Here is a 23,695-nt window from a genome sequence, read left to right as displayed (position 1 = left end):
TGCGCCGCCCGGCCCCCGCGTCACGCGTGTGCGGTCAGCACTCGATGACGTTGACCGCGAGGCCGCCGCGGGCGGTCTCCTTGTACTTGATCTTCATGTCGGCGCCGGTCTCCTTCATGGTCTTGATGACCTTGTCGAGGGAGACCTTGTGGGAGCCGTCTCCGCGCATCGCCATCTTGGCGGCGGTGACGGCCTTGACCGCGGCCATGCCGTTGCGCTCGATGCAGGGGATCTGGACCAGGCCGCCGACCGGGTCGCAGGTCAGGCCCAGGTTGTGCTCCATGCCGATCTCGGCGGCGTTCTCGACCTGCTCCGGGGTGCCGCCCAGGACCTCGGCGAGGGCGCCGGCCGCCATCGAGCAGGCGGAGCCCACTTCGCCCTGGCAGCCGACCTCGGCACCGGAGATCGAGGCGTTCTCCTTGAACAGCATGCCGATCGCGCCCGCGGCCAGGAGGAAGCGGACCACGCCGTCCTCGTCCGCGCCGGGGACGAAGTTCATGTAGTAGTGCAGGACGGCCGGGAGGACGCCCGCCGCGCCGTTGGTGGGTGCGGTGACGACACGGCCGCCGGCCGCGTTCTCCTCGTTGACGGCCATCGCGTAGATCGTCGTCCACTCGCTGCGGTGCATCATCGGGTCGCCCTCGGTGCGCAGCTGGCGCGCCGTGGAGGCGGCGCGGCGCTTGACCCGCAGGCCGCCGGGGAGGATGCCCTCGCGGGACATGCCGCGCGAGACGCAGGACTGCATGACGCGCCAGATCTCCAGGAGGCCCTCGCGGATCTCCTCCTCCGTGCGCCAGGCCTTCTCGTTCTCCAGCATGAGGGAGGAGATCGACAGGCCGGTCTCGTTCGCGAGACGCAGCATCTCGTCACCGGAGCGGAAGGGGTACTTCAGCACCGTGTCGTCGAGCTTGATCCGGTCCTCGCCGACCGCGTCCTCGTCCACGACGAAGCCGCCGCCGACCGAGTAGTAGGTCTTCTCCAGCAGCGGGGTGCCGGCCTCGTCGTACGCGAAGAGCGTCATGCCGTTCGCGTGGTACGGCAGGGAGCGCCGGCGGTGCAGGATCAGCTGGTTCGGCTCGTCGAAGGCGATCTCGTGGCCATCGCCTATCTCCGCGCCCAGCAGGCGCAGGCGGCCGCTCTTGCGGATGCGCTCCACCTCGTCGTCGGCCGTCTCCACGTCCACGGTGCGGGGGGAGTGGCCTTCCAGGCCCAGCAGCACCGCCTTGGGCGTGCCGTGGCCGTGGCCGGTCGCGCCGAGAGAGCCGAAGAGCTCGGCCCGCACGGAGGCCGTCTGGGCGAGCACACCGTCCTTCTTCAGCCGCGTCACGAACATGCGGGCGGCGCGCATCGGACCGACCGTGTGGGAGGAGGAGGGACCGATGCCGATGGAGAAGAGGTCGAAGACGGAGATGGCCACGGTGGCGGACTCCCTTGTCTGCTCGTGGGGTGGGAGGGGGCAGGAGGGGGATTGTTCGGACTATGTCCGACAGACGAGCTTAGCGCGGCGCGGTGAACGACCGGGCTGCCGGAAGGAGTGGGAAGCGTTACGCCGACGTGGCGGGCCGGAGCCGGGCCGGGGGCGGAGCCGGGGCGGATCCGGAGCCGGGGCCGGTGGCCGCACCCCCGGGGGACGCGGGGAGAGGGGAGGAGGGGGAAAGGGGGAAGGGCCCGGCCCTGTGCGGTGACCAGGCCGGGCCCTTCCACGCCCACCGCTAGAGCGAGGGGTACAGCGGGAACTTCGCGGCGAGCGCCGAGACGCGCGCCTTGAGGCCCTCGGCGTCGTACGTCGGCTTCAGCGCCTGCGCGATGATCTCGGCGACCTCGGTGAAGGCCTCGGCGTCGAAACCGCGGGTGGCGAGGGCCGGCGTACCGATCCGCAGACCCGAGGTGACCATCGGAGGCCGCGGGTCGTTCGGGATGGCGTTGCGGTTGACCGTGATGCCGACCTCGTGGAGGCGGTCCTCGGCCTGCTGGCCGTCCAGCTCGGAGTTGCGCAGGTCGACCAGGACCAGGTGCACGTCGGTGCCGCCGGTGAGGACGTCCACGCCCACGGCCTTGACGTCGTCCTGGACCAGACGGGCGGCGAGGATCTTCGCGCCCTCCAGGGTGCGCTCCTGGCGCTCCTTGAACTCGGGGGAGGCCGCGACCTTGAAGGAGACGGCCTTGGCCGCGATCACGTGCTCCAGCGGGCCGCCCTGCTGACCGGGGAAGACCGCGGAGTTGATCTTCTTGGCCAGTTCCTGCGTCGACAGGATGACACCGCCGCGCGGACCGCCGAGGGTCTTGTGCGTGGTGGTGGTGACGACGTGGGCGTGCGGCACCGGGTTCGGGTGCAGACCGGCGGCGACCAGGCCCGCGAAGTGCGCCATGTCGACCATCAGGTACGCGCCGACCTCGTCCGCGATGCGGCGGAAGGCGGCGAAGTCGAGCTGGCGGGGGTAGGCGGACCAGCCGGCGACGATCAGCTGCGGCTTGGACTCCTTGGCGAGGCGCTCGACCTCGGCCATGTCCACCTGGCCGGACTCGTCCACGTGGTACGGGACCACGTTGTAGAGCTTGCCGGAGAAGTTGATCTTCATGCCGTGGGTCAGGTGACCGCCGTGGGCCAGGTTCAGGCCCATGATCGTGTCGCCCGGCTTCAGCAGCGCGAACATCGCGGCGGCGTTCGCCTGCGCACCGGAGTGCGGCTGGACGTTCGCGGCCTCGGCGCCGAACAGCGCCTTGATGCGGTCGATCGCGATCTGCTCGACCACGTCGACGTGCTCGCAGCCGCCGTAGTAGCGGCGGCCCGGGTAGCCCTCGGCGTACTTGTTGGTGAGGACCGAGCCCTGGGCCTCCATGACGGCGACCGGAGCGAAGTTCTCCGACGCGATCATCTCCAGGGTGGACTGCTGGCGCACGAGCTCCGCGTCGACGGCGGCGGCGACGTCGGGGTCGAGCTCGTGGAGAGGGGTGTTCAGTACAGACATCAGGGTCCCCTGGGGTCAGTTACCGGCGGTGAGCTTGGTGTACTCCTCGAAGGAGAGCGCGTCCTTGGGCTCCTCGGAGAGACGGACCTTGAACAGCCAGCCGCCCTCGAACGGGGCGGTGTTCACGAGCGCCGGGTCGTCGACGACGTCCTGGTTGGCCTCGACGATCTCGCCGGAGACCGGGGAGTACAGGTCGCTGACCGACTTGGTCGACTCCAGCTCGCCGCAGGTCTCGCCCTCGGTCACGGTGTCGCCGACCTCGGGGAGCTGGGCGTAGACGACGTCACCGAGCGCGTTGGCCGCGAACTCCGTGATGCCGACCGTCGCGACGCCGTCCACGACGTCCGACAGCCACTCGTGCTCCTTGGTGTAACGCAGCTTCTCGGGGTTGCTCATGGCCTGATTCTCCTGGATGCGGGGGAGTGGATACGAACTGCGGTCTTGGGTACTGAGACGGCGCCGTGCGGTGGCCCCGACGGCGGACGTGGTGCGCGGAGGGTTACTTCTGCCGCTTGTAGAACGGCAGCGCCACGACCTCGTACGGCTCATGCGTACCGCGAATGTCGACGCCGACGCCGGAGGTGCCGGGCGCGGCGTGCTCCGCGTCCACGTACGCCATCGCGATCGGCTTGCCCAGCGTCGGGGAGGGGGCCCCCGAGGTGACCTCGCCGACGACCTCTCCGCCGAAGGTGACGGCGAAGCCGGCGCGCGGGACGCGGCGGCCCTCGGCGATCAGGCCGACCAGCTTGCGCGGCGCCTTGGTCGCGGCCTGCTCGGCGGCGGCCTCCAGGGCGGCGCGGCCGACGAAGTCCCCTTCCTTCTCGAACTTCACGACCCGGCCCAGACCCGCGTCGAACGGGGTCAGGGAGGTGGTCAGCTCGTGCCCGTACAGCGGCATGCCCGCTTCCAGGCGCAGGGTGTCGCGGCAGGACAGGCCGGCCGGGACCAGGCCGACGCCCTCGCCGGCCTTGGTCAGCGCCTGCCACAGCTCCACGGCGTGCTCGGGGGCGACGAACAGCTCGAAACCGTCCTCGCCGGTGTAGCCCGTACGCGCGATCAGCGCGGGCACGCCCGCGACGGTGCCCGGCAGGCCGGCGTAGTACTTCAGGCCGTCCAGGTCGGCGTCGGTGAGCGAGGCCAGGATGCCGGGGGACTCCGGGCCCTGCACCGCGATCAGCGCGTAGGCGTCGCGGTCGTCGCGGACCTCGGTGTCGAAGCCGGCGGCACGCTCGGTCAGGGCGTCGAGGACGACCTGGGCGTTGGAGGCGTTGGCGACGACCATGTACTCGGTCTCGCCGAGGCGGTAGACGATCAGGTCGTCGAGGATCCCGCCGTCCTCCTGGCAGATGTGCGTGTAGCGGGCGCGGCCGACGCCGACGGTCGAGATGTTGCCGACCAGCGCGTAGTCCAGGGCCTTGACGGCCTCCGGTCCGGTCAGCGTGATCTCGCCCATGTGGGACAGGTCGAAGAGACCGGCCTTGGTCCGGACGGCGTTGTGCTCGTCGCGCTCGCTGGCGTACCGCAGCGGCATGTCCCAGCCCGCGAAATCGGTCATGGTCGCACCGAGCGAGCGGTGCAGCGCATCGAGGGCGGTCAGGCGGGGGGCAGTGCTCATGGGTGTGGCTCCCGGGTCCCAGGGCATCGACATGACATGACGAGGACGTTCCTCCCCATCTGTCATCGGAACCTGAGAGGTTCGCCGAGAGTTCCGCCGATCGTCCGATCGCCGGTCACCCCGACTTGCACCTTGGGTGGAGCTGCCGCGCAGCTCGCTTTTCAGATCTGCCTCATCCACGCGGTACGGGGCCTGAGAGATTCAAGGGAGGTTCTTGCTCCTTCGGCGCCCGCGCACGGCCTTGCGGCGTGCCGGGACTCTCCCGCGCGGATTCAAGCGGCCGGTATGCAGTTGGTCCAGATGGCGCACATCATTGCACGGCATGTCCGTGATCGGGGGTCGGGGTCCGAAAGTTCGTACGCCCATCCGAGCGGGCGGAGCGGAACCGGACATGCCGATTACCGTCTCTTTACACTCAGTGGGGAAGGGTCCTGGTGACCCGATTCGGGGGAGGCGAGCACTGTGCGGAGATTCGGACCGGTGACGACGACGGGAACCGTGGACGCGGTGCCGGTGCAGCGGCGCGGCGCGCGTGAGCGCAGGAGGACGGCGGACGGCGGCCTCGTACGCGACCTGCGCGGCCCGGCGCTGCGCGGACCCCGGCGGCTCGGCTTCGCCGAGGGCGACATCGTCGTCGTCTCCGGTCTCCCCGGCGGCGGCAAGAGCACGCTGATCAAGCGGGCCGCGCCGGAGGGCGGGGCCATCGACTCCCAGGACACCCGGGAGCGCTGGGAGCGCCGGATGCCTGCCGCGCTGCCGTACGCGGTGTACCGCCCGCTGGTACGTGCCGCCCACTACTGGGGCCTGTACCGGATCCTGCGCTCCGGCGCCTCCGTGGTCGTCCACGACTGCGGTACCCAGAGCTGGGTGCGCGGCCTGCTCGCCGCGGCCGCCCGCCGCCGGGGCCGGGCACTGCACCTCGTCCTCCTCGACAGCAGCCCCGAGGAAGCCCTCTCCGGCCAGGCCGCACGGGGCCGCAGGGTGTCCGCCTACGCCTTCGCCCGCCACCGCGGCGCCGTCGGCCGCCTGCTGCGCGACGCCGAGGCGGGCCGCCCGCCCGCCGGCTGCGCCTCGGCGACCCTGCTGGACCGCTGCTCGGCCGCCGCCGTGACGGGGATCGGCTTCCGGGACTGACCGCACCCGGAGCCCCGGCGGCGGCGCCCGCCCGGCGGCCGGTACCCTGCGGGGCGACACGCGCGGGAGCGCACGTGCGGACCAGACAGGGGCAGGGGCGGATGCAGGGCAGCGGCTGGCCGGGGAATGAGCTGGAGCAGGTGCTCGGGGCGGCGCTCGGGCAGCCGGACGCCGGAGGCCGGATCCTGGAGGTGCTCGGGCGCAGCCAGGTATGGGTCCCGCTGCCGGGCGGGGGCGGCCCGGACGCGGCCGGCCTGGACCTGCCCACCATGGACATCGGAGGGGCGGCGTACGTGCCCGTCTACAGCTCCGAGGCCCAGTTCCTCGCCTGTGTCGGTCCCGGCATGGACTTCGCGGTGGCCCCGGCGGTCGAGTTCGCCCGGGGGCTGCCCCCGCAGCTCGGCATCGCGGTCAATCCGGAGGGCGCCGTCGGCGTCCCGCTGCCCCCGCCGGCCGTCGCGGAGCTCTGCCGCGCCGGGCGCAGCGCGCTCGACGGTCCCGCCACCGGCGGCCGCGTACGGCTCTTCGAGCCCGACTGGCAGGACGACCCGGTGGACTTCCTGGCCGCCGCCGGCGAGGAGTTCCGGGCCACCGGCGTCGTCGCCGCGGCGCACCGCTGCCTCGCCAGTGTCGAGGGAGGGGACCCGGAACTGTTCGTCGGTGTCCGACTGGTGGGATGGGAACCGCAGATGCGAGGGGCCCCGATGGAGGCGCTCGGAAGGGCCCTGGCCCGGGTTCCGGCGCCCTGGCCCGTGCAGTTGATCCTCCTCGACGCGGCCCAGGACCCGGTCACGGACTGGATTCGTGAGCGCGTACGCCCCTTCTACCTCGCGTAGGGCCGCTTAAGCTGGTTACATCTCCCGGCCGCACGCATGAGTGCCGGCGGGTAAGCACGCGTGGAGCGACGGGCGGACGAAGAGGGGTACCGGGTGAGTGCGTCAGGCACGGCCGCGGCCGGGCAGGTCGAGCACATGATGCGCCAGGTGACCCCCGGGCGCTACGAGAGCTACGAGTCACTGCTGCACGCCCTGTCCGAGGGGCGCCTGTGGATGCTGCTGTGGCAGGGGCAGCCGGGTTCACCGGACGCCCAGTACGGCGGCATGGAGGTCGAGGGCCTCGGCTACGCGCCCTGCGTCACCTCCCCCCAGGAACTGGCCGCGAGCGGCTGGAACCGGGGCTACGAGGTCGTCACCGGGCGGGACATCGCCCGCGCCCTCTACCCGGACCGCTGGGGCCTGTGGCTCAACCCGCACGTCCAGGGGGGCGGTCTCGGCGTCCCGTGGGCGGACCTGCGCCGTATCGCGACCGGCCTGGACCGGATGCCGGCGGGCCCGCTGCGGCTGTCCGAGCCCAGCATCGAGCTGCCCCAGTTCTACGGGCTGCTGACCCAGCACGCGCACCGCACCGCGGCCGTACGGTCGCTGCGCCGCGCCTGGGTGCAGCCGGCGCTGGGGTCCCCGTACCTCGCGGTCGGGCTGGACCTGTACGACGCCTCCGCGCCCGCGCTGGAATCCGTACGGGAGATGATGCGCCAGTCCGTCGGGGCGGTCCCCGAGGGCGTCCCGGTGTGCACCGTGGCGCTGGCGGACGAACACGATCCCGTGGCGATGTGGCTGCGGGCGCAGACCCGGCCCTTCTACGACCGCGAGGGCCAGGCGCCGGCCTACTGAACCGGTCCGCCGGGGTGCTCCGCAGACCTGCGGGAGCCAGCGGCATCACATTCGCATAGTGAGACATCCCTCTCGAAGGCCGCACCGGAACCATCGGTGCGGCCTTCGGCATATCCGCTGAATACGCCCAAGATCCATGCCCGAAAGGGCAGTTGGGCCGGATGTCCGTTCCGCGCCGAACATGCGCTGTTTCACCGCTCAACAGATCTGGCGGTTCGGATAACGGAAGGTGTAGGCGCAGATCACGGTTGCGCATCACATCCCCGGGGGGTCTGGCGGGCGATTGAGAGGGCGTTGAAGACTCCCCCCACCGAAGGCCGGTCCATCTCGCAAGCACCAGCTCTTCACGTGCACTTCCGGCACATTTCTCGCCAATCGCACCACCAGCGACGCCGATTGAACCAAGCCGCCACAGCGGCGGGCATGGGCCGGCCACCGTCGGCCGAGAGGGGTCCCCACCACGATGACGGCACCACTGCACGACACCGGCGCGGCCGAGCCCGCAGCCGTGGCCGCCCCCGAAGTTCCGCAGAAGGCGATCGAGGGGCGCTCGCCGTGGCAGATCGCCTGGCTGCGCCTCAAGCGCGACAAGGTCGCCCTGGCCGGCGGTGTCATCGTGCTCCTGCTGATCGTCGTCGCGATCTTCGCGCCGCTGATCGTCAAGGCCTTCGGGCATCCGCCGGAGGAGCTGCACGAGGACATGCTCGACCCGCTGCTGGGCCTCCCGCTCGGCGACTGGGGCGGCATGAGCGGCGACTTCCTGCTCGGCGTCGAGCCGGTCAACGGCCGCGACGTCTTCAGCCGCATCGTCTACGGCGCCCGGATCTCGCTGCTGGTGGCCTTCCTGTCCGCCTTCGTGGCGGTCTCGCTGGGCACCTTCTTCGGCATCGTCGCCGGCTACTTCGGCGGCTGGGTCGACGCGGCCATCAGCCGGGTCATGGACCTGCTGCTGGCCTTCCCGCAGCTGCTCTTCATCATCGCGCTGATCTCCGTCATCCCGAACAAGCTCTGGGGCTTCGAGGGTTCGGGCCTGCGCATCGCCGTCCTGGTGATGGTGATCGGCTTCTTCGGCTGGCCGTACATCGGCCGGATCGTCCGGGGCCAGACCCTCTCGCTGCGCGAGCGCGAGTACGTCGAGGCCGCGCGCAGCCTCGGCGCGGGACGTTTCTACATCCTCTTCCGCGAACTGCTCCCGAACCTGGTGGCGCCCATCACCGTCTACGCGACGCTGATGATCCCCACCAACGTGCTGACCGAGGCGGCGCTGAGCTTCCTCGGAGTCGGCGTCAAGCCGCCCACGCCGTCCTGGGGGGAGACCCTCGCCACGGCCGTGCGGACCTACGAGGACGATCCGCTCTTCATGATCTTCCCCGGCGTAGCGATCTTCATCACCGTGCTGGCCTTCAACCTCTTCGGCGACGGCGTCCGTGACGCCCTCGACCCGAAGGGCTCCCGCTAGCCACCGCAGGGCAAACCAGGAACCGGCCTCGTGCCGTACGTACACCGGAACTACAACGGAGGGTTGCGAGCATCGTGACTACCCATCGCACGTCGAAGCGCAGACTTGCCGCCGGCACGGCCGTCGTGCTCGCGGCCATGCTCACCGCGACCGCCTGTGGCGGCGGGGCCGACAAGAAGGACGACAAGGCCGCCGGCTCCGGCAGCGGCTTCAACGCGGGCATCGAGAAGGTCGCCAACGCGTCGGACAAGAAGGGCGGCGAGCTGAAGTTCGTCGGTACCCAGGACGCCGACTCGTGGGACCCGCAGCGCGGCTACTACGGCTTCATGTGGGACTTCTCCCGCTATTACACGCGCCAGCTGATCAGCTTCAAGCCCGGCCCCGGCAAGGAGAGCACCGAGCTCGTCCCGGACCTCGCCACCGCCAAGGCCGAGATCAGCGACGGCGGCAAGACCTACAAGTACACCCTCAAGGACAACGTGACCTGGGAGGACGGCTCGCCCGTCACTGCCCAGGACATCAAGTACGGCATCGAGCGCACCTGGGCGCAGGACGTCATCTCCGGCGGTCCGGTCTACCTCCAGCAGGTGCTCGACCCGAAGGCCGAGTACCCGGGCCCGTACAAGGACACCGCTCCGGACAAGCTCGGCCTGAAGGCGATCGAGACCCCGGACGCGAAGACCATCATCTTCAGGCTCCCGACGCCCAACGGCGACTTCGAGCAGATGCTGGCGATGCCGGCGGCGAGCCCGGTCAAGCAGGACAAGGACACGGCCGCCAAGTACGGCCTCAAGCCCTTCTCCAACGGCCCGTACAAGATCGACTCGTACGAGCCGAACAAGAGCATGAAGCTCTCGCGCAACGAGAACTACAAGCCCGAGTCGGACACCATCCGCAAGGCGCTCCCGGACACCATCTCGGTCACGTTCATGGCGAACGCGGACGACATGGACAAGCGCCTGATGAACGGCGAGTTCGACCTCGACATCAACGCGACCGGCATCGGCCAGGCGGCCCGCGCCACCGCGCTGAAGGACCACAAGGGCAACCTCGACAACGGCCAGACCGGCTTCATCCGGTACGCGGTCATGCCGCAGACCGTCGCGCCGTTCGACAACATCGAGTGCCGCAAGGCCGTCATCTACGCCGCCGACAAGAAGTCGCTGCAGACCGCCCGCGGCGGCCCGCAGGCCGGTGGCGACATCGCCCCCAACATGCTCCCGCTGGGCATCAAGGGCTCGGACGCCAAGTACGACCCGTACGAGGTCCTGAAGAACGACGGCAAGCCGAACCTCGAGAAGGCCAAGGAGGCCCTCAAGGCCTGCGGCAAGGAGACCGGCTTCAAGACCACCATCGCCGTCCGCAACAACAAGCCGGTCGAGGTCGCCACGGCCGTCTCCCTCCAGAACGCCCTGAAGCAGGTCGGCATCGAGGCCGACGTCGACCAGTTCGACGGCGCCCAGACCTCCGGCATCATCGGTTCGCCGAAGGTCGTCAAGGAGAAGGGCTACGGCATCATCATCATGGGCTGGGGCGCCGACTTCCCGACCGGACAGGGCTTCTCGCAGCCGCTGGTCGACGGCCGCTTCATCCTGCAGAGCGGTAACAACAACTTCTCCGAGCTGAACGACCCGGCGATCAACGCCCTGTTCGACCAGGCCATCGCGGAGACCGACCCGGCCAAGGCCGGCGACATCTACAAGCAGATGAACCAGAAGGTCTCCGAGGCCGCGGTCTACCTGCCCTTCGTCTACGACAAGACGATCACCTGGCGCAGCACCCGGCTGACGAACGCCTACACCACCGACGCCTACAACGGCCGCTACGACTACGCGTCCCTCGGTGTCGTGAAGTAACGGTCCATCAGTCCAGTTCCAGTGTTCCAGTGCCACACCCGCTAGGCACGAAGGGCAGGTGATGGCCGCGGCTACGGCTTGGGGGCGCTCTCCAGAAGAGGGCGCCCCCGGGCCGCAGCCAGGCCGAGCGCAGTGCTTGCATACCTCATCCGACGGATCTTCGCCGTCCTCGTCATGCTGCTGGTCATCACCTTGGTGACCTTCGGAATCTTCTTCCTCTTCCCGAAGCTGATCGGGACGGACCCTGCCCTGTACTTCGTGGGCAAGCAGTCCGACCCCATCGCCATCGAGGGCATCCGGCAGAAGATGGGTCTCGACGACCCGATCCTCGTCCAGTTCGGCAAGTTCGTCGTCGGGCTGGTGGCGGGTCGCACGTACGCCAACGGCTCCGACGTCACGCACTGCGCCGCGCCCTGCTTCGGATACTCCTTCAAGACCGAGCAGGAGGTCTGGCCGCTGCTGCTGGACTGGTTCCCGGTCACGCTCTCCCTCGCCCTGGGCGCGGTCGTCCTCTGGGTGGCCGGCGGTGTCGCCACCGGCGTGATCTCCGCACTCAAGCGCGGCAGCGTCCTGGACCGCTCGGCCATGGGCGTCGCCCTCGCCGGCGTCTCCCTCCCCATCTACTTCACGGGCATGCTCGTCATCGCCCTCTTCTCCGACCAGCTCGGCTGGTTCGGACGGCCGGAGGCGACCTTCGCCGAGGATCCGGCCAAGTGGTTCAACGGCATGATCCTGCCGTGGGTCTCGCTCGCCTTCCTCTACGCGGCGATGTACGCGCGGCTCACCCGCGCGACCATGCTCGAGGTCCTGAACGAGGACTACATCCGCACCGCCCGCGCCAAGGGCCTGACGGAACCCGTCGTCATCGGCAAGCACGCCATGCGCTCCACGATGACGCCGATCCTGACCGTCCTGGGCCTCGACCTCGGTGCCCTGATGGGCGGCGCGGTCCTGACCGAGTACACGTTCTCGCTGCACGGCCTGGGATACAGCGCGGTGCGCGCCATCAGCGAGCACGACCTCCCGGTCATCCTGGGCATCACCCTGATCTCCGCGTTCTTCGTCGTCGCCGCGAACCTCATCGTTGACCTCCTGTACGCGGTGATCGACCCCCGAGTGAGGCTGTCATGACCGACCCGACCAAGACCGGAGAGACCGCACGGACCGGAGCGCTCAACCAGCCCTACGACGGGTCGCCGGGCTCCACCGCCTTCCTCGACGTCCGCGACCTCAAGGTGCACTTCCCGACCGAGGACGGCCTGGTCAAGTCGGTCGACGGCCTCTCCTTCACCCTGGAGAAGGGCAAGACCCTCGGCATCGTGGGCGAGTCCGGATCCGGCAAGTCGGTCACCTCGCTGGGCATCATGGGCCTGCACCGCGTGGGCCAGTACGGCCGCCAGCGGGCCCGGATCTCCGGCGAGATCTGGCTCGACGGGAAGGAACTGCTCTCCGCCGACGAGGACGAGGTGCGCAGGCTGCGCGGCCGGGAGATCGCGATGATCTTCCAGGACCCGCTGTCCGCGATGCACCCCTATTTCACCGTCGGCAAGCAGATCGCCGAGGCCTACCGGGTCCACCACAAGGTCGACAAGAAGGCCGCCCGCCGGCGGGCCGTCGAACTCCTCGACCGCGTCGGCATCCCGGAGCCCCACAAGCGGGTCGACAGCTACCCGCACGAGTTCTCCGGCGGCATGCGCCAGCGCGCGATGATCGCGATGGCGCTCGTCAACAACCCCGAACTGCTCATCGCGGACGAGCCGACGACCGCCCTGGACGTCACCGTCCAGGCCCAGATTCTCGACCTGATCCGGGACCTCCAGAAGGAGTTCGGCTCCGCGGTCATCATGATCACGCACGACCTCGGCGTGGTCGCCGAGATGGCCGACGAACTCCTCGTGATGTACGGCGGCCGGTGCGTCGAGCGGGGCACCGCCGAGAAGGTCTTCTACGAGCCGCGGCACCCCTACACCTGGGGTCTGCTGGGCTCGATGCCGCGCATCGACCGTGAGCAGACCGAGCGCCTCATCCCGGTCAAGGGCTCGCCGCCCAGCCTCATCAACATCCCGAGCGGCTGTGCCTTCAACCCGCGCTGCCCGTACGCGGACGTGCCCAAGGGCGACGTCACCCGCACCGTGCGCCCCGAGCTCACGGCGACGGACGACGCCGGGCAGGACGGCACCCGCCACTGGTCCGCCTGCCACATGTCGCAGGAGGAGCGGACCCGGATCTGGACCGAAGAGATTGCGCCGAAGCTGTGACCGACACCAAGAAGACGGATCCCGCCGTCACCCTTCCGGCACAGGCCACGGACTCTCCCGAGCCGCTGCTCAAGGTCACCGGCCTGACCAAGCACTTCCCCATCACCAAGGGGCTGCTGCGCAGGCAGTCCGGCGCGGTGAAGGCCGTCGACGGCCTCGACTTCGACGTCCGGCGCGGTGAGACCCTCGGCATCGTCGGCGAGTCCGGCTGCGGCAAGTCCACCATGGGCCGGCTGATCACGCGGCTGCTCGAACCGACCGCCGGCCGGATCGAGTTCGAGGGCAAGGACATCACGCACCTGGGGGTGGCGGGCATGCGCCCGCTGCGCCGTGACGTGCAGATGATCTTCCAGGACCCCTACGGCTCGCTGAACCCGCGCCACACGGTGGGCACCATCGTCAGCGCCCCGTTCAAGCTCCAGAACGTCACCCCGGAGGGCGGGCTCAAGGCGGAGGTCCAGCGGCTGCTGTCGCTCGTGGGCCTCAACCCGGAGCACTACAACCGCTACCCGCACGAGTTCTCGGGCGGCCAGCGCCAGCGCATCGGCATCGCACGGGCCCTCGCGCTCAAGCCGAAGCTGGTGGTCGCGGACGAGCCCGTCTCGGCGCTGGACGTCTCGATCCAGGCCCAGGTGGTCAACCTGCTGGACGACCTCCAGGAGGAGCTCGGCCTCACCTACGTGATCATTGCGCACGACCTCTCGGTCATCCGGCACGTCTCGGACCGCATCGCGGTGATGTACCTCGGCAAGATCGTCGAGCTCGCCGACAACAAGTCGCTGTACGGGGAGCCGATGCACCCGTACACGACGGCCCTGATGTCGGCCGTGCCGGTACCGGACCCCAGGCGGCGGGGCGCGAAGAGCGGCCGCATCCTGCTCAAGGGCGACGTGCCGTCCCCGATCTCGCCGCCGAGCGGCTGCCGCTTCCACACGCGCTGCTGGAAGGCGACGCAGATCTGCGCGACGCAGGAGCCGCCGCTGCTGGCGCTGAAGACGGGCCACCAGGTGGCCTGCCACCACCCGGAGAACGCCCCCGACCAGGCCCCGGGCGACAAGCCCCTGCCGGGCGCGTCGGACGCGGTGACCACGGCGACGGAGTGACCCGAGTACGGGCGGGCCGCAACGGCCCGCCCGTACCGGCTCGACCGGCCGAACCCGGCCCGCCCGTACCGGCCCGCCGGGTAAACCCCAGCTCCACCGGCCGATCCTTGCCCCGCTGGGCAATTCCGCTCCACCGGCCGATCCCGGCCTCGCCCGAGTCCCGAGGCGCGGGGTCCGGGGCGGAGCCCCGAATCTCCGACCCGCACCCGGCCGCGGCGGCGGCGCCCCGCATTCCGCCGAGCCCGCCGCAGGCGACAATGGCCCGGTGCTCCACGATCTCTTCCCGCCGGGGGTCCAGCATGCCCTGGACCTCGCCGGCATCTTCGTCTTCGCCACCTCCGGCGCCCTGCTCGCCGTCCGCAAGAACTTCGACGTCTTCGGCATCGCCGTCCTCGCCCTCGTCACGGCCCTCGGCGGCGGCCTCTTCCGCGACCTGGTCATCGGCGCCGTCCCGCCGGCCGCCTTCGGCGAGCTGAGCTTCTTCGTCACCCCGCTCGTCGCCGCCGCGTTCGTCTTCTTCCTGCACCCCGAGGTCCAGCGGATCAACCGGGCCATCAACGTCTTCGACGCCGCCGGCCTCGCTCTGTTCTGCGTCACGGGCACGACCAAGGCCTACGAGTACGGCCTCGGTTTGACCGCGTCCGCCGCGCTGGGCCTCGCCACGGCCGTCGGCGGCGGCGTGCTGCGCGACGTCCTGGTCAACGAGGTGCCCTCGCTGCTGCGCGACCGCGAGATGTATGCCGTGCCCGCCACCGTCGGCGCCGCGATGGTCGCCGTCTCCATCGCCCTGGAGTCGCTCAACGCGATCACCACCGCCCTGGCGATCGTCACCACCTTCGTCCTGAGGCTGCTCGCCATGCGCTACCACTGGCGGGCTCCGCTGGCCTGGAACCGGCGCTCCTCGGTGGCCGAAGAGCCGTAACAAGAGAAAGCTACCGCTTAGTAGCAAGCCGGTGTACCGTCGTTCCATGTCATATGCAGCTGCCCAGGCATCCATCGGCGACAGCGAGTTCGACCGCGACACCGCCATCACCGAACGCGCGGACGAGCCCGGCGTGTACGACGCGGAGCTCTCCGCCGGCTGGACGATCATCGCCGCCGTCAACGGCGGCTACCTGCTGGCCCTGGTCGGCCGGGCCCTGGCGGCGGCCCTCCCGCACCCGGACCCCTTCACGGTGTCCGCGCACTACCTGACCTCCTCCGTGCCCGGCCCCGCCGTGGTCCGCACCGAGGTCGTCCGGGTCGGCCGCACCCTCTCCACCGGCCAGGCGTCGCTCTTCCAGTACGACGAGCACGGGAACGAGGTCGAGCGCATCCGCGTCCTCGCCTCCTACGGCGACCTCGCGTCCCTTCCCGACGACGTGCGGACGGTCGCCGTGCCGCCGCTCATGCCCTCCTACGAGAACTGCATCGGCCCCGAGGCCGGCCCCGCGCCGATCCCCGGCAGCTCCGCCATCGTGGACCGGCTCCGGCTCCGGCTGGACCCGGCGACGGCGGGCTGGGCCGTCGGCGCACCCTCCGGCAAGGGCGAGATGCGGGCCTGGTTCGAGCTGGCCGACGGCCGCCACGCCGACCCTCTCTCCATGCTCCTCGCGGTGGACGCGCTGCCGCCGACCGCCTTCGACCTCGGCCTGGTGGCCTGGACCCCGACCGTGGAGCTCACCACCCACATCCGCCGCCGCCCGGCCCCGGGTCCGCTGCGGATCTCCATCACCACGCGCAACCTGGCCGGCGGCTTCCTGGAGGAGGACGCCGAGGTCTGGGACTCCACCGACCACCTCGTGGCCCAGTCCCGCCAGCTGGCGCGCGCCCTGCGCATGTGACGAGCGCCCGGCCGGGGAGCGGCGGACGCGGGTACGAGCCCCGCGCCCCGGCCGGATGGGGTCCCGCCGGGCGGAAGGGCGGGGGCGGGCGCCTAGAATCGGGGGATCATGGCCTACCTCGACCACGCCGCCACCACCCCCATGCTGCCGGAGGCCGCCGCGGCGATGACCGCGCAGTTCGCCGCCACGGGGAACGCCTCCTCCCTGCACGCCGCCGGCCGCCGGGCCCGCCGTACCGTCGAGGAGGCCCGCGAGGCCTTCGCCGAGGCGATCGGCGCCCGCCCCAGCGAGGTGGTCTTCACCGCGGGTGGCACGGAGGCCGACAACCTCGCCGTCAAGGGCCTCTACTGGGCCCGGCGGGACACGGACCCCGCGCGGACCCGGATCATCGCCAGCCCCGTCGAACACCACGCCGTGCTCGACGCCGTGCACTGGCTCGCCGAGCACGAGGGCGCCCAGGTCGACTACCTGCCCGTGGACCGCTACGGACGCGTCCACCCCGACGCCTTCCGCGAGGCCGTCGAGCGCGGCCCCGAGGACGTCGCCCTGGCCACCGTCATGTGGGCCAACAACGAGATCGGCACCGTCATGCCGGTCCGCGAACTGGCCGACATCGCCCGCGAGGCCGGGATCCCGCTGCACTCCGACGCCGTCCAGGCCTTCGGGCAGCTCGACGTCCACTACGGCGACAGCGGTCTCGCCGCCATGACCGTCAGCGGCCACAAGATCGGCGGCCCCTACGGCATCGGAGCGCTGCTCCTCGGCCGCGACCAGAGCCCCGTACCCGTCCTGCACGGCGGCGGCCAGGAGCGGCACGTCCGCTCCGGCACGCTCGACGTGCCCGCCGTCGCCGCCTTCGCGGTGGCCGCGGTCCTCGCCGCCGAGCGGCGCGAGCAGTTCGCCGCCGAGATCGGCGCCCTGCGCGACGAACTGGTCGCCGCCGTCCTGGCAGCCGTGCCCGACGCCGTCCTCGGAGGCGACCCGGAAGAGCGGCTTCCGGCCAATGCCCACTTCAGCTTCCCCGGCTGCGAGGGCGACTCCCTGCTGCTCCTGCTCGACGCCCAGGGCATCGAGTGCTCCACCGGCTCGGCCTGCACCGCGGGCGTCGCCCAGCCGAGCCACGTCCTGCTGGCGGCCGGCACCGACCCGCAGCTGGCCCGCGGCACCCTGCGCTTCTCCCTCGGCCACACCTCCACCAAGGAGGACGTAGCCGCCCTGGCCGCCGCCATCGGCCCGGCCGTCGAACGCGCCCGGACGGCAGGCCTCAGCTGAGCGTGCGGGAGGCTCAGGCCGAAGCGGCCAGGGCCTCCCGGACCATGCGTATGTAGCGGTCCCAGTCCCAGTGGTCGCCCGGGTCCGTGTGGTCGGCGCCGGGTACCTCCGAGTGCCCGACGATGTGCCCCCGGTCCGCCGGGAAGTCGTACCGGCGGCAGATGTCGGCGGCCAGCCGGGCCGACGCCGCGTACATGGCGTCCGTGAAGTCCTTCGGCCGGTCCACGAAACCGACGTGCTCGATGCCGACGCTGCGCTCGTTCATCGAGCGGTTGCCCGAGTGGAAGGCCACGTCCAGCTCGCGCACCATCTGCTCCACGTGTCCGTCGCCGCGGACGATGTAGTGCGCCGAAGCCTTGTGCCACGGGTTCCTGAAGGCGTCCACGGAGGACTGGAAGCCGCCCTGTGTGACGTGCACGACGATCCGGTCCACCCGGTAGTCGTCGGGCCGGTCCGCCATCCGCCAGTTCGCCGGCGAGGCCGCGGTCCACCCCGCACCCGCGTGGTCGATCTCACCCTCCTTGCGCGGCTTGGCCACCCCCGGCAGCAGCCACCACGCACGGCTGATCTCGTCCCGCCCGGCCACCGCGGCCGCGGCCACCACCCCGAGACCACCGAACAGCACCGCACGGCGCGTGCGGCTCTTCGGCTTCGACCCGGTGTTCCCCTGCTCGGTCATGTGATCCACCCCCCTGACCCGATAACGCGCTGTGACCCCGCTCGGTTCCCCCGTACCCTGGACGGTGCTATGACTGAGAACCTGCCGCGCACCGACCGCCCCCTTCGCGTCCTGGCCGCCATGTCCGGCGGAGTGGACTCCGCCGTCGCCGCCGCCCGAGCCGTCGAAGCCGGGCACGACGTGACCGGCGTCCACCTCGCGCTCTCCGCCAACCCGCAGTCCTTCCGGACCGGCGCCCGCGGCTGCTGCACCATCGAGGACTCCCGCGACGCCCGCCGCGCCGCCGACGTCATCGGCATCCCCTTCTACGTCTGGGACCTCGCCGAGCGCTTCCGCGAGGACGTCGTCGAGGACTTCATCTCCGAGTACGAGGCCGGGCGCACCCCGAACCCCTGCCTGCGCTGCAACGAGAAGATCAAGTTCGCCGCGCTGCTCGACAAGGCCCTCGCCCTCGGCTTCGACGCCGTCTGCACCGGGCACTACGCCACCGTCGTGGTCAAGGAGGACGGCTCCCGCGAGCTGCACCGCGCCTCCGACATGGCCAAGGACCAGTCGTACGTCCTCGGCGTCCTCGACGAGAAGCAGCTCGCCCACGCCCTCTTCCCGCTCGGCGACACCCTCACCACCAAGGACGAGATCCGCGCCGAGGCGGAGGAGCGCGGCCTGGCCGTCGCGAAGAAGCCCGACAGCCACGACATCTGCTTCATCGCCGACGGCGACACCCAGGGCTTCCTCGCCGACCGCCTCGGCAAGGCCGAGGGGGACATCGTCGACGGGGCGACCGGCGAGAAGGTCGGCACGCACGACGGCGCCTTCGGCTTCACCATCGGCCAGCGCAAGGGCCTGCGGATCGGCCACCCCGCCCCCGACGGCAAGCCGCGCTACGTCCTCGACATCTCCCCGGTGAACAACACCGTCACCGTCGGCCCCGTCGAGGCCCTCGACGTCAGCGCCCTCACCGCGATCCGTCCCCGCTGGTGCGGTGCCGAGGCGGCCGCCCCGGGCACCTACACCGCGCAGCTGCGCGCCCACGGCGGCGAGACCGAGGTCTTCGCCGAGGTCGTGGACGGCGAGCTGCGCGTGTCCTTCACCGAGCCCGTCCGCGGCGTGGCCCCGGGCCAGGCGATCGTGCTCTACGACGGCACCCGCGTGGTCGGCTCCGCCACCATCGCGACGACGACGCGGGCCGCCGCAGCCGTCTGAGGGCCCGGGTCAGACCACCGCCAGGACGATCTTGCCGGTGGTCCGGCCCTGCTCGCCGATCTCGTGGGCCCGGGCGGCGTCCGCCAGCGGCAGCACCGTCTCGACCAGCGGCTTCAGCAGGCCCCTGTCCGCCAGGTCCGCGATCGCCTCCAGCCCCTTGAGGTCCGGGTCGACCAGCACCCAGGCCGCGTTCACCCCGTCGGCGTCCGCCGGGACGGAGTCCGGGCCGGGCAGCGAGATCAGGTGGCCGCCGGGCCGGAGGACCTTCAGGCTGCGCTCGGCGGTCTCTCCGCCCAGCGCGTCCAGGACGACGTCGACGTCCGACACCGCCTCGGCGAAGTCCACCGAGCGGTAGTCGATCAGTTCGTCGGCGCCCAGCCCGCGCAGTACGTCGTGCTTGGCGGCGCTGGCGGTGCCGATCACGTACGCGCCGCGCGCCTTGGCGATCTGCACCGCCAGGTGGCCGACGCCGCCGGCCGCCGCGTGCACGAGCACCCGCTGGCCGGCCGTGACGCCGGCCGTGTCCACCAGCGCCTGCCAGGCGGTGAGCGCCGCCAGCGGCAGGGCCGCCGCCTGCACGTGGTCGAGGGAGCCGGGCTTGCGGGCGAAGTGCCGCGCCGGGGCCACCACGTACTCGGCGTAGCCGCCCGCCTGACGCGGGAAGTGCGGCATGCCGTACACCTCGTCGCCGGGGGCGTACAGGGTCACGCCGGGGCCGACCGCCTCGACGGTGCCCGAGACGTCCCAGCCCACGATCGGGGTCTCGCCCCAGGCGATCAGGGCGCCGCTGGCGCGGGTCTTCCAGTCGACCGGGTTGACGCCCGCCGCGTGGACCCGGACGAGGACCTCGCCCAGACCCGGATCCGGCCGCTCGATCTCCCGCTCGACCAGGTTCTCCGGGCCGCCCCACTCGTTGACGACGATCGCGCGCATCTCAGTCCGCCTCATTCCGTTCGTTTGCGTCCGATACCGGGCCGTTTCCCGGCGACGTGTCCCAGACTCGGGCACCGCGCACCACCATGGTGTTGGCCGTTTGGCCACTATGTGACAGGATCTGGCCATGGGTGACGAGCGCGAGGACCACAAACACGCCGAGGACACGACCCGCCCCGGGAACGGCACGGACGGCCGGCACCTGGTCGCGGTGCTGGCCCTGCCAGGCTTCCCCCCGTTCGAGCTGGGCATACCCTCCCGGGTCTTCGGCAGCGCCGTGGACGACGGCGGCGAAGCCCTGTACGAGGTCGTCGTCTGCACCTCCGACGGCGCCCCCGTGGCCAGCGACTCCGGGTTCACCCTCCAGCCTGCCGCCGGACCCGAGGCCCTCGCCGCCGCCGACACCGTGATCGTCCCGCCCACCCACGCCATGCCCGAGCTCGCCCGCGGCGGGCCGCTGCCGGCCGCGGTCGCCGAGGCCATCGCGGGCATCCGCCCCGGCACCCGCCTGGTGTCGATCTGCTCCGGTTCCTACGTGCTCGCCGCCGCAGGACTCCTCGACGACCGCCCCGCGACCACCCACTGGAACCTCGCCGACGAGTTCCGCCGCGCCTACCCTCGGGTCCGCATCGACGAGGACGTCCTGTTCGTCGACGACGGCGACGTCCTGACCTCGGCCGGAGTCTCCGCCGGAGTCGACCTGTGCCTCCACCTGATCCGCCGCGACCACGGCGTCGCCGTCACCAACCGGGCCGCCCGCATGTGCGTCGTACCGCCCTGGCGCGACGGCGGGCAGGCCCAGTTCATCGACCGGCCCGTCCCCGAGCCCACCGTCGCCACCACCACCGCCACCCGCGCCTGGGCCCTGGAACGCCTCGCCGAACCGGTCAGCCTCGCCGAGCTCGCCGCCCACGCCCGGATGAGCCTGCGCACCTTCACCCGGCGCTTCCGCGACGAGGTGGGCATGACCCCGGTGCAGTGGCTCACCGCCCAGCGCCTGGAGGCGGCCCGTCACCTGCTCGAATCCAGCGACCTCCCGGTCGACCTCGTCGCCCACCGGTCGGGCTTCGGGTCCGCCAACTCCCTGCGCCAGCACATGCGCGCGTCCCTCGGCGTCTCCCCGATCGCCTACCGCCGCACCTTCCAGCCCGCCGCCCCGGCATGACCTGGGAGGTAATCGCCACCCCGGCCGCGCGCTGACAGCATCGGACCGACGGCCCGCACCGGCGGACCGTTCGGCATCGACAGGGGAGAAGACCATGACCGCGTACGCCATCGCCCACCTCCGCCCCGAGACGATGAACGAGGACGTCCTCGCCTACATCGAGGCCATCCAGTCGACGATGGACCCCTTCGGCGGCCGCTTCCTCGTGCACGGCAAGGAGGTCGAGGTCCTGGAGGGCCCCTTCCCCGGAACCGTCGTCGTCATCGGCTTCCCCGACATCGAGCGGGCCCGCGCCTGGTACGCCTCCGATGCCTACCAGGCCATCCTGCCGCTGCGGACGGACCACATAGCCGGCGAGGCCGTCCTGGTCGAGGGCGTCCCGGCCGACTACGACGCGGCGCAGAGGGCCGCCCGCCTGCGCGCCGAAGCCGGCCTCTGACGGGCAACCGGGCACCTTCCTGATCGGCCCCCGACGGGCACGAGCGCCGGGGCTCCTCCTCCGGCGCCGTCGGCCTCGACCTCGACCTGCTCGGTGGCCCGGAGGACCCAGAAATCCACCGTCCATCCCGGCCGGCCCGCGGCCATGCGTCCGTCGTGGGACACGATTCCGGTCGGCCACCAGCCGACCGGGCGGCCGTCCAACGGTCCCGGCCGAGGCGGGCTGAGCCACCGGGATCGCGGCCCGGGGACCGAGCCGCGCACCGCTCCACGGCGCGGCCGCCCGCACGGTGGTCCAGGAGGCGTACCGGGCCGGTGGGGCGGGTGAGCCGCTCGCGGCGGAGCACCGGGGCAGGCGGCGGCGGCAGCGGGGCTTCGCCCGCCGCGGCCTGGGGCGGCAGCGGGGCTTCGCCCGCCGCGGCCTGCGGGACCTGCGAGCATGGGCTCCATGCCTACTCACCTGATCACCGGCGCCGGTTCCGGCATCGGCGCCGCCGTCGCGACCCGCCTGCACGCCCGCGGCGACGACCTCGTCCTCCTGGCCCGCGACGCCGCCCGCGGCAAGCAGCTCGTCGAGCGCTACCCCGGCTCCCGGGTCCTCGTGGGCGACCTCGCCGACCCCGACCGGCTCTCCTGGGCCTTCTCCAAGCAGGCGATCCCCGAGCGCATCGACTCGCTCCTGCACATCGCCGGGATCGTGGACCTCGGACCGGTCGGCGAGCTGCGCCCCAAGACCTGGCACCAGCAGCTGAACGTGAACCTCGTCGCCCCCGCCGAGGTCACCCGGCTGCTGCTGCCCACCCTGCGCGCCTCCAAGGCCACCGTCGTCTTCGTGAACTCCGGCGCCGGCCTCAACGCCCACGCCGACTGGAGCGCGTACGCCGCCTCCAAGCACGGCCTGAAGGCCCTCGCGGACTCGCTGCGCGCCGAGGAGCGGGCCAACGGCGTCCGCGTCACCTCCGTCTACCCGGGCCGCACCGCCAGCCCCATGCAGGCCAAGGTGCATTCCCAGGAGGGCAAGGAGTACGACCCCGCCGCCTGGATCGACCCCGAGTCGGTGGCGACCACGATCGTCATGGCCGTCGACCTGCCCCGCGACGCCGAGGTCAACGACCTGTCCGTCAGGCCGGGCCGATGAGCGCAGGCGCGACGGGCGTCGGCTCGCTGCCCGGCGGTGACGCCCGCGAGGCCGCCAGGACGGCGACCGGCTCCTTCGAGGACTTCCCGTACCTGCCCGAGCTGCCGGCCCGCGGGCCCGGCGCGGACATGATCGGCCGCTCGACCGGGCTGCTCGTCGACATGTACGCGCACGTGGAGCCCAGCGGCTGGCGGATCAGCGACCGGCCCGGGCGCGACACCCGCCGGGCCCGGTCCTGGCTGGGCGAGGACCTGGACGCCCTGGAGGAGTTCACCCAGGGCTACACCGGCAGGCTCAAGGTCCAGGCGGTCGGGCCGTGGACGCTGGCCGCGGCCCTGGAGCTGCACGGCGGCGAGGCGATGCTGCAGGACGCCGGCGCCTGCCGGGACCTGGCCGGATCGCTCGCCGAGGGCCTGCGCGAGCACCTGGCCGACGTGCGCAAGCGGATCCCCGGCGCCGACGTCGTGCTCCAGCTCGACGAGCCGTCCCTGACCGCCGTGCTGCTCGGCCGGGTCCGCTCCGCCAGCGGCTACCGCACCTACCGCGCCGTGGACCGGCAGGTCGTCGAGGGCGCGCTGCGCGACCTGTTCGCCGTCCACGACGGCGAGGTGATCGTCCACTCCTGCGCGCCCGAGGTCCCCTTCGGCCTGCTGCGGCGGGCCGGCGCCACAGGAGTGTCGTTCGATTTCTCCCTGCTCACGGAGCGCGAGGACGACGCCGTCGGAGAGGCCGTCGAAGGCGGCACGAAGCTGTTCGCCGGAGTGGTGCCGGGTACCGACGGCCCGTTGTCGGACCCGGGCGGTAGCGTCATGGGTGTCAGGAAGCTCTGGCGCAGGCTGGGGCTGGCCCCGGGGACTCTCGCGGAGTCCGTCGTGGTCACCCCCTCGTGCGGTCTCGCGGGTGCCTCGCCCGCCTACGCCCGCGCGGTGCAGGCGCATTGCGTCAGAGCGGCGAGGTCGCTCGCCGACAACCCTGAGTGA

Annotated in this window: 22 protein-coding genes and 1 riboswitch; of the genes, 16 read left to right on the top strand and 6 right to left on the bottom strand. The window is 71.6% G+C overall.

What is annotated here, in order from left to right:
- Positions 1-34: 34 nt before the first annotated feature.
- The 4 genes from IH80_RS0116840 to gcvT all read right to left on the bottom strand — a co-directional run bounded on the left by IH80_RS0116840 (position 35) and on the right by gcvT (position 4,584).
- On the bottom strand, positions 35-1,417 hold the full coding sequence (locus IH80_RS0116840; RefSeq protein WP_030846770.1) for an L-serine ammonia-lyase: 1,383 nt from the start codon (positions 1,415-1,417) through the stop codon (positions 35-37).
- Between the two features lie 295 nt (positions 1,418-1,712).
- The gene (gene glyA / locus IH80_RS0116835; RefSeq protein ID WP_030961311.1) at positions 1,713-2,969 is read right to left on the bottom strand and encodes a serine hydroxymethyltransferase; all 1,257 of its coding nucleotides are present in this window, start codon (positions 2,967-2,969) and stop codon (positions 1,713-1,715) included.
- A gap of 15 nt (positions 2,970-2,984) precedes the next feature.
- Positions 2,985-3,365 (bottom strand): glycine cleavage system protein GcvH, encoded by a 381-nt coding sequence (gene gcvH / locus IH80_RS0116830; protein ID WP_030846773.1) that lies wholly within the window; start codon positions 3,363-3,365, stop codon positions 2,985-2,987.
- 103 nt (positions 3,366-3,468) lie between these two features.
- Positions 3,469-4,584, bottom strand: coding sequence for a glycine cleavage system aminomethyltransferase GcvT (gene gcvT, locus IH80_RS0116825; protein WP_030961310.1), 1,116 nt, complete (start codon positions 4,582-4,584; stop codon positions 3,469-3,471).
- 171 nt (positions 4,585-4,755) lie between these two features.
- Positions 4,756-4,859, bottom strand: a riboswitch (glycine riboswitch).
- Between the two features lie 205 nt (positions 4,860-5,064).
- On the opposite strand from gcvT, the gene IH80_RS0116820 reads away from it, so the two are divergent.
- The 11 genes from IH80_RS0116820 (at position 5,065) to IH80_RS0116770 (ending at position 17,159) form a co-directional block, all read left to right on the top strand.
- Positions 5,065-5,718 (top strand): AAA family ATPase, encoded by a 654-nt coding sequence (locus IH80_RS0116820; RefSeq protein WP_030961308.1) that lies wholly within the window; start codon positions 5,065-5,067, stop codon positions 5,716-5,718.
- A 101-nt stretch (positions 5,719-5,819) separates the two neighbouring features.
- Entirely contained in the window at positions 5,820-6,554 is a 735-nt protein-coding gene (locus tag IH80_RS0116815) for an enhanced serine sensitivity protein SseB (RefSeq protein ID WP_030961306.1), read from the top strand.
- Between the two features lie 93 nt (positions 6,555-6,647).
- Entirely contained in the window at positions 6,648-7,388 is a 741-nt protein-coding gene (locus tag IH80_RS0116810; RefSeq protein ID WP_030961305.1) for an enhanced serine sensitivity protein SseB C-terminal domain-containing protein, read from the top strand.
- A gap of 463 nt (positions 7,389-7,851) precedes the next feature.
- Positions 7,852-8,847 carry an ABC transporter permease gene (locus IH80_RS0116805; RefSeq protein WP_030961304.1) on the top strand — a complete coding sequence of 332 codons (996 nt, stop codon included), beginning with the start codon at positions 7,852-7,854 and terminating at the stop codon, positions 8,845-8,847.
- Positions 8,848-8,921: 74 nt separating this feature from the next.
- Positions 8,922-10,703 carry an ABC transporter substrate-binding protein gene (locus tag IH80_RS0116800; protein WP_030961302.1) on the top strand — a complete coding sequence of 594 codons (1,782 nt, stop codon included), beginning with the start codon at positions 8,922-8,924 and terminating at the stop codon, positions 10,701-10,703.
- A 132-nt stretch (positions 10,704-10,835) separates the two neighbouring features.
- Positions 10,836-11,834, top strand: a complete 999-nt coding sequence (locus tag IH80_RS0116795; RefSeq protein ID WP_030961301.1) for an ABC transporter permease — start codon at positions 10,836-10,838, stop codon at positions 11,832-11,834.
- Entirely contained in the window at positions 11,831-12,961 is a 1,131-nt protein-coding gene (locus tag IH80_RS0116790) for an ABC transporter ATP-binding protein (protein ID WP_030961300.1), read from the top strand. The genes IH80_RS0116795 and IH80_RS0116790 overlap by 4 nt, the downstream gene beginning before the upstream one ends.
- Entirely contained in the window at positions 12,958-14,064 is a 1,107-nt protein-coding gene (locus tag IH80_RS0116785; protein WP_030961299.1) for an ABC transporter ATP-binding protein, read from the top strand. Before IH80_RS0116790 ends, IH80_RS0116785 begins: the two co-directional genes overlap by 4 nt.
- Positions 14,065-14,329: 265 nt before the next feature.
- Positions 14,330-14,986: a trimeric intracellular cation channel family protein gene (locus tag IH80_RS0116780; protein ID WP_030961298.1), complete on the top strand. Its 657-nt coding sequence runs from the start codon at positions 14,330-14,332 to the stop codon at positions 14,984-14,986.
- Positions 14,987-15,032: 46 nt separating this feature from the next.
- Positions 15,033-15,887: a thioesterase family protein gene (locus IH80_RS0116775; RefSeq protein WP_030961296.1), complete on the top strand. Its 855-nt coding sequence runs from the start codon at positions 15,033-15,035 to the stop codon at positions 15,885-15,887.
- A gap of 108 nt (positions 15,888-15,995) precedes the next feature.
- Positions 15,996-17,159 carry a cysteine desulfurase family protein gene (locus IH80_RS0116770; protein ID WP_030961295.1) on the top strand — a complete coding sequence of 388 codons (1,164 nt, stop codon included), beginning with the start codon at positions 15,996-15,998 and terminating at the stop codon, positions 17,157-17,159.
- Between the two features lie 13 nt (positions 17,160-17,172).
- Here the strand turns inward: IH80_RS0116770 and IH80_RS0116765 are convergent, their stop codons facing one another.
- Entirely contained in the window at positions 17,173-17,838 is a 666-nt protein-coding gene (locus IH80_RS0116765; protein ID WP_030961294.1) for an N-acetylmuramoyl-L-alanine amidase, read from the bottom strand.
- Positions 17,839-17,907: 69 nt separating this feature from the next.
- Between IH80_RS0116765 and mnmA the strand changes: the two genes are divergently transcribed.
- Positions 17,908-19,041, top strand: a complete 1,134-nt coding sequence (gene mnmA, locus IH80_RS0116760) for a tRNA 2-thiouridine(34) synthase MnmA (protein ID WP_030961292.1) — start codon at positions 17,908-17,910, stop codon at positions 19,039-19,041.
- Positions 19,042-19,050: 9 nt separating this feature from the next.
- Here the strand turns inward: mnmA and IH80_RS0116755 are convergent, their stop codons facing one another.
- Positions 19,051-19,974, bottom strand: a complete 924-nt coding sequence (locus IH80_RS0116755) for an NADP-dependent oxidoreductase (protein WP_037880203.1) — start codon at positions 19,972-19,974, stop codon at positions 19,051-19,053.
- A gap of 127 nt (positions 19,975-20,101) precedes the next feature.
- Between IH80_RS0116755 and IH80_RS0116750 the strand changes: the two genes are divergently transcribed.
- The 4 genes from IH80_RS0116750 to IH80_RS0116735 all read left to right on the top strand — a co-directional run bounded on the left by IH80_RS0116750 (position 20,102) and on the right by IH80_RS0116735 (position 23,695).
- Positions 20,102-21,139 (top strand): GlxA family transcriptional regulator, encoded by a 1,038-nt coding sequence (locus tag IH80_RS0116750; RefSeq protein ID WP_078906576.1) that lies wholly within the window; start codon positions 20,102-20,104, stop codon positions 21,137-21,139.
- A 94-nt stretch (positions 21,140-21,233) separates the two neighbouring features.
- Positions 21,234-21,578, top strand: coding sequence for a DUF1330 domain-containing protein (locus IH80_RS0116745; RefSeq protein WP_030961289.1), 345 nt, complete (start codon positions 21,234-21,236; stop codon positions 21,576-21,578).
- Between the two features lie 447 nt (positions 21,579-22,025).
- Positions 22,026-22,715 (top strand): SDR family oxidoreductase, encoded by a 690-nt coding sequence (locus IH80_RS0116740; RefSeq protein WP_030961287.1) that lies wholly within the window; start codon positions 22,026-22,028, stop codon positions 22,713-22,715.
- Complete coding sequence (locus IH80_RS0116735) at positions 22,712-23,695, top strand: methionine synthase (protein WP_030961285.1); 984 nt, start codon at positions 22,712-22,714, stop codon at positions 23,693-23,695. The genes IH80_RS0116740 and IH80_RS0116735 overlap by 4 nt, the downstream gene beginning before the upstream one ends.

The sequence above is a fragment of the Streptomyces sp. NRRL S-378 genome (genome assembly GCF_000720645.1).
GTDB lineage: Bacteria > Actinomycetota > Actinomycetes > Streptomycetales > Streptomycetaceae > Streptomyces.
This window is presented reverse-complemented; position numbering and strand designations above follow the sequence as displayed.

Excerpts from the sequence above, each read along its gene's own strand:
- IH80_RS0116735 (WP_030961285.1), top strand. The coding sequence starts at position 22,712 with ATGAGCGCAGGCGCGACGGGCGTCGGCTCGCTGCCCGGCGGTGACGCC.
- IH80_RS0116740 (WP_030961287.1), top strand. The coding sequence starts at position 22,026 with ATGCCTACTCACCTGATCACCGGCGCCGGTTCCGGCATCGGCGCCGCC.
- IH80_RS0116755 (WP_037880203.1), bottom strand. The coding sequence starts at position 19,974 with ATGCGCGCGATCGTCGTCAACGAGTGGGGCGGCCCGGAGAACCTGGTC.
- IH80_RS0116745 (WP_030961289.1), top strand. The coding sequence starts at position 21,234 with ATGACCGCGTACGCCATCGCCCACCTCCGCCCCGAGACGATGAACGAG.
- IH80_RS0116765 (WP_030961294.1), bottom strand. The coding sequence starts at position 17,838 with ATGACCGAGCAGGGGAACACCGGGTCGAAGCCGAAGAGCCGCACGCGC.
- gcvH (WP_030846773.1), bottom strand. The coding sequence starts at position 3,365 with ATGAGCAACCCCGAGAAGCTGCGTTACACCAAGGAGCACGAGTGGCTG.
- IH80_RS0116790 (WP_030961300.1), top strand. The coding sequence starts at position 11,831 with ATGACCGACCCGACCAAGACCGGAGAGACCGCACGGACCGGAGCGCTC.
- IH80_RS0116775 (WP_030961296.1), top strand. The coding sequence starts at position 15,033 with ATGTCATATGCAGCTGCCCAGGCATCCATCGGCGACAGCGAGTTCGAC.
- IH80_RS0116770 (WP_030961295.1), top strand. The coding sequence starts at position 15,996 with ATGGCCTACCTCGACCACGCCGCCACCACCCCCATGCTGCCGGAGGCC.
- IH80_RS0116815 (WP_030961306.1), top strand. The coding sequence starts at position 5,820 with ATGCAGGGCAGCGGCTGGCCGGGGAATGAGCTGGAGCAGGTGCTCGGG.
- IH80_RS0116805 (WP_030961304.1), top strand. The coding sequence starts at position 7,852 with ATGACGGCACCACTGCACGACACCGGCGCGGCCGAGCCCGCAGCCGTG.
- glyA (WP_030961311.1), bottom strand. The coding sequence starts at position 2,969 with ATGTCTGTACTGAACACCCCTCTCCACGAGCTCGACCCCGACGTCGCC.
- mnmA (WP_030961292.1), top strand. The coding sequence starts at position 17,908 with ATGACTGAGAACCTGCCGCGCACCGACCGCCCCCTTCGCGTCCTGGCC.
- IH80_RS0116750 (WP_078906576.1), top strand. The coding sequence starts at position 20,102 with ATGGGTGACGAGCGCGAGGACCACAAACACGCCGAGGACACGACCCGC.
- gcvT (WP_030961310.1), bottom strand. The coding sequence starts at position 4,584 with ATGAGCACTGCCCCCCGCCTGACCGCCCTCGATGCGCTGCACCGCTCG.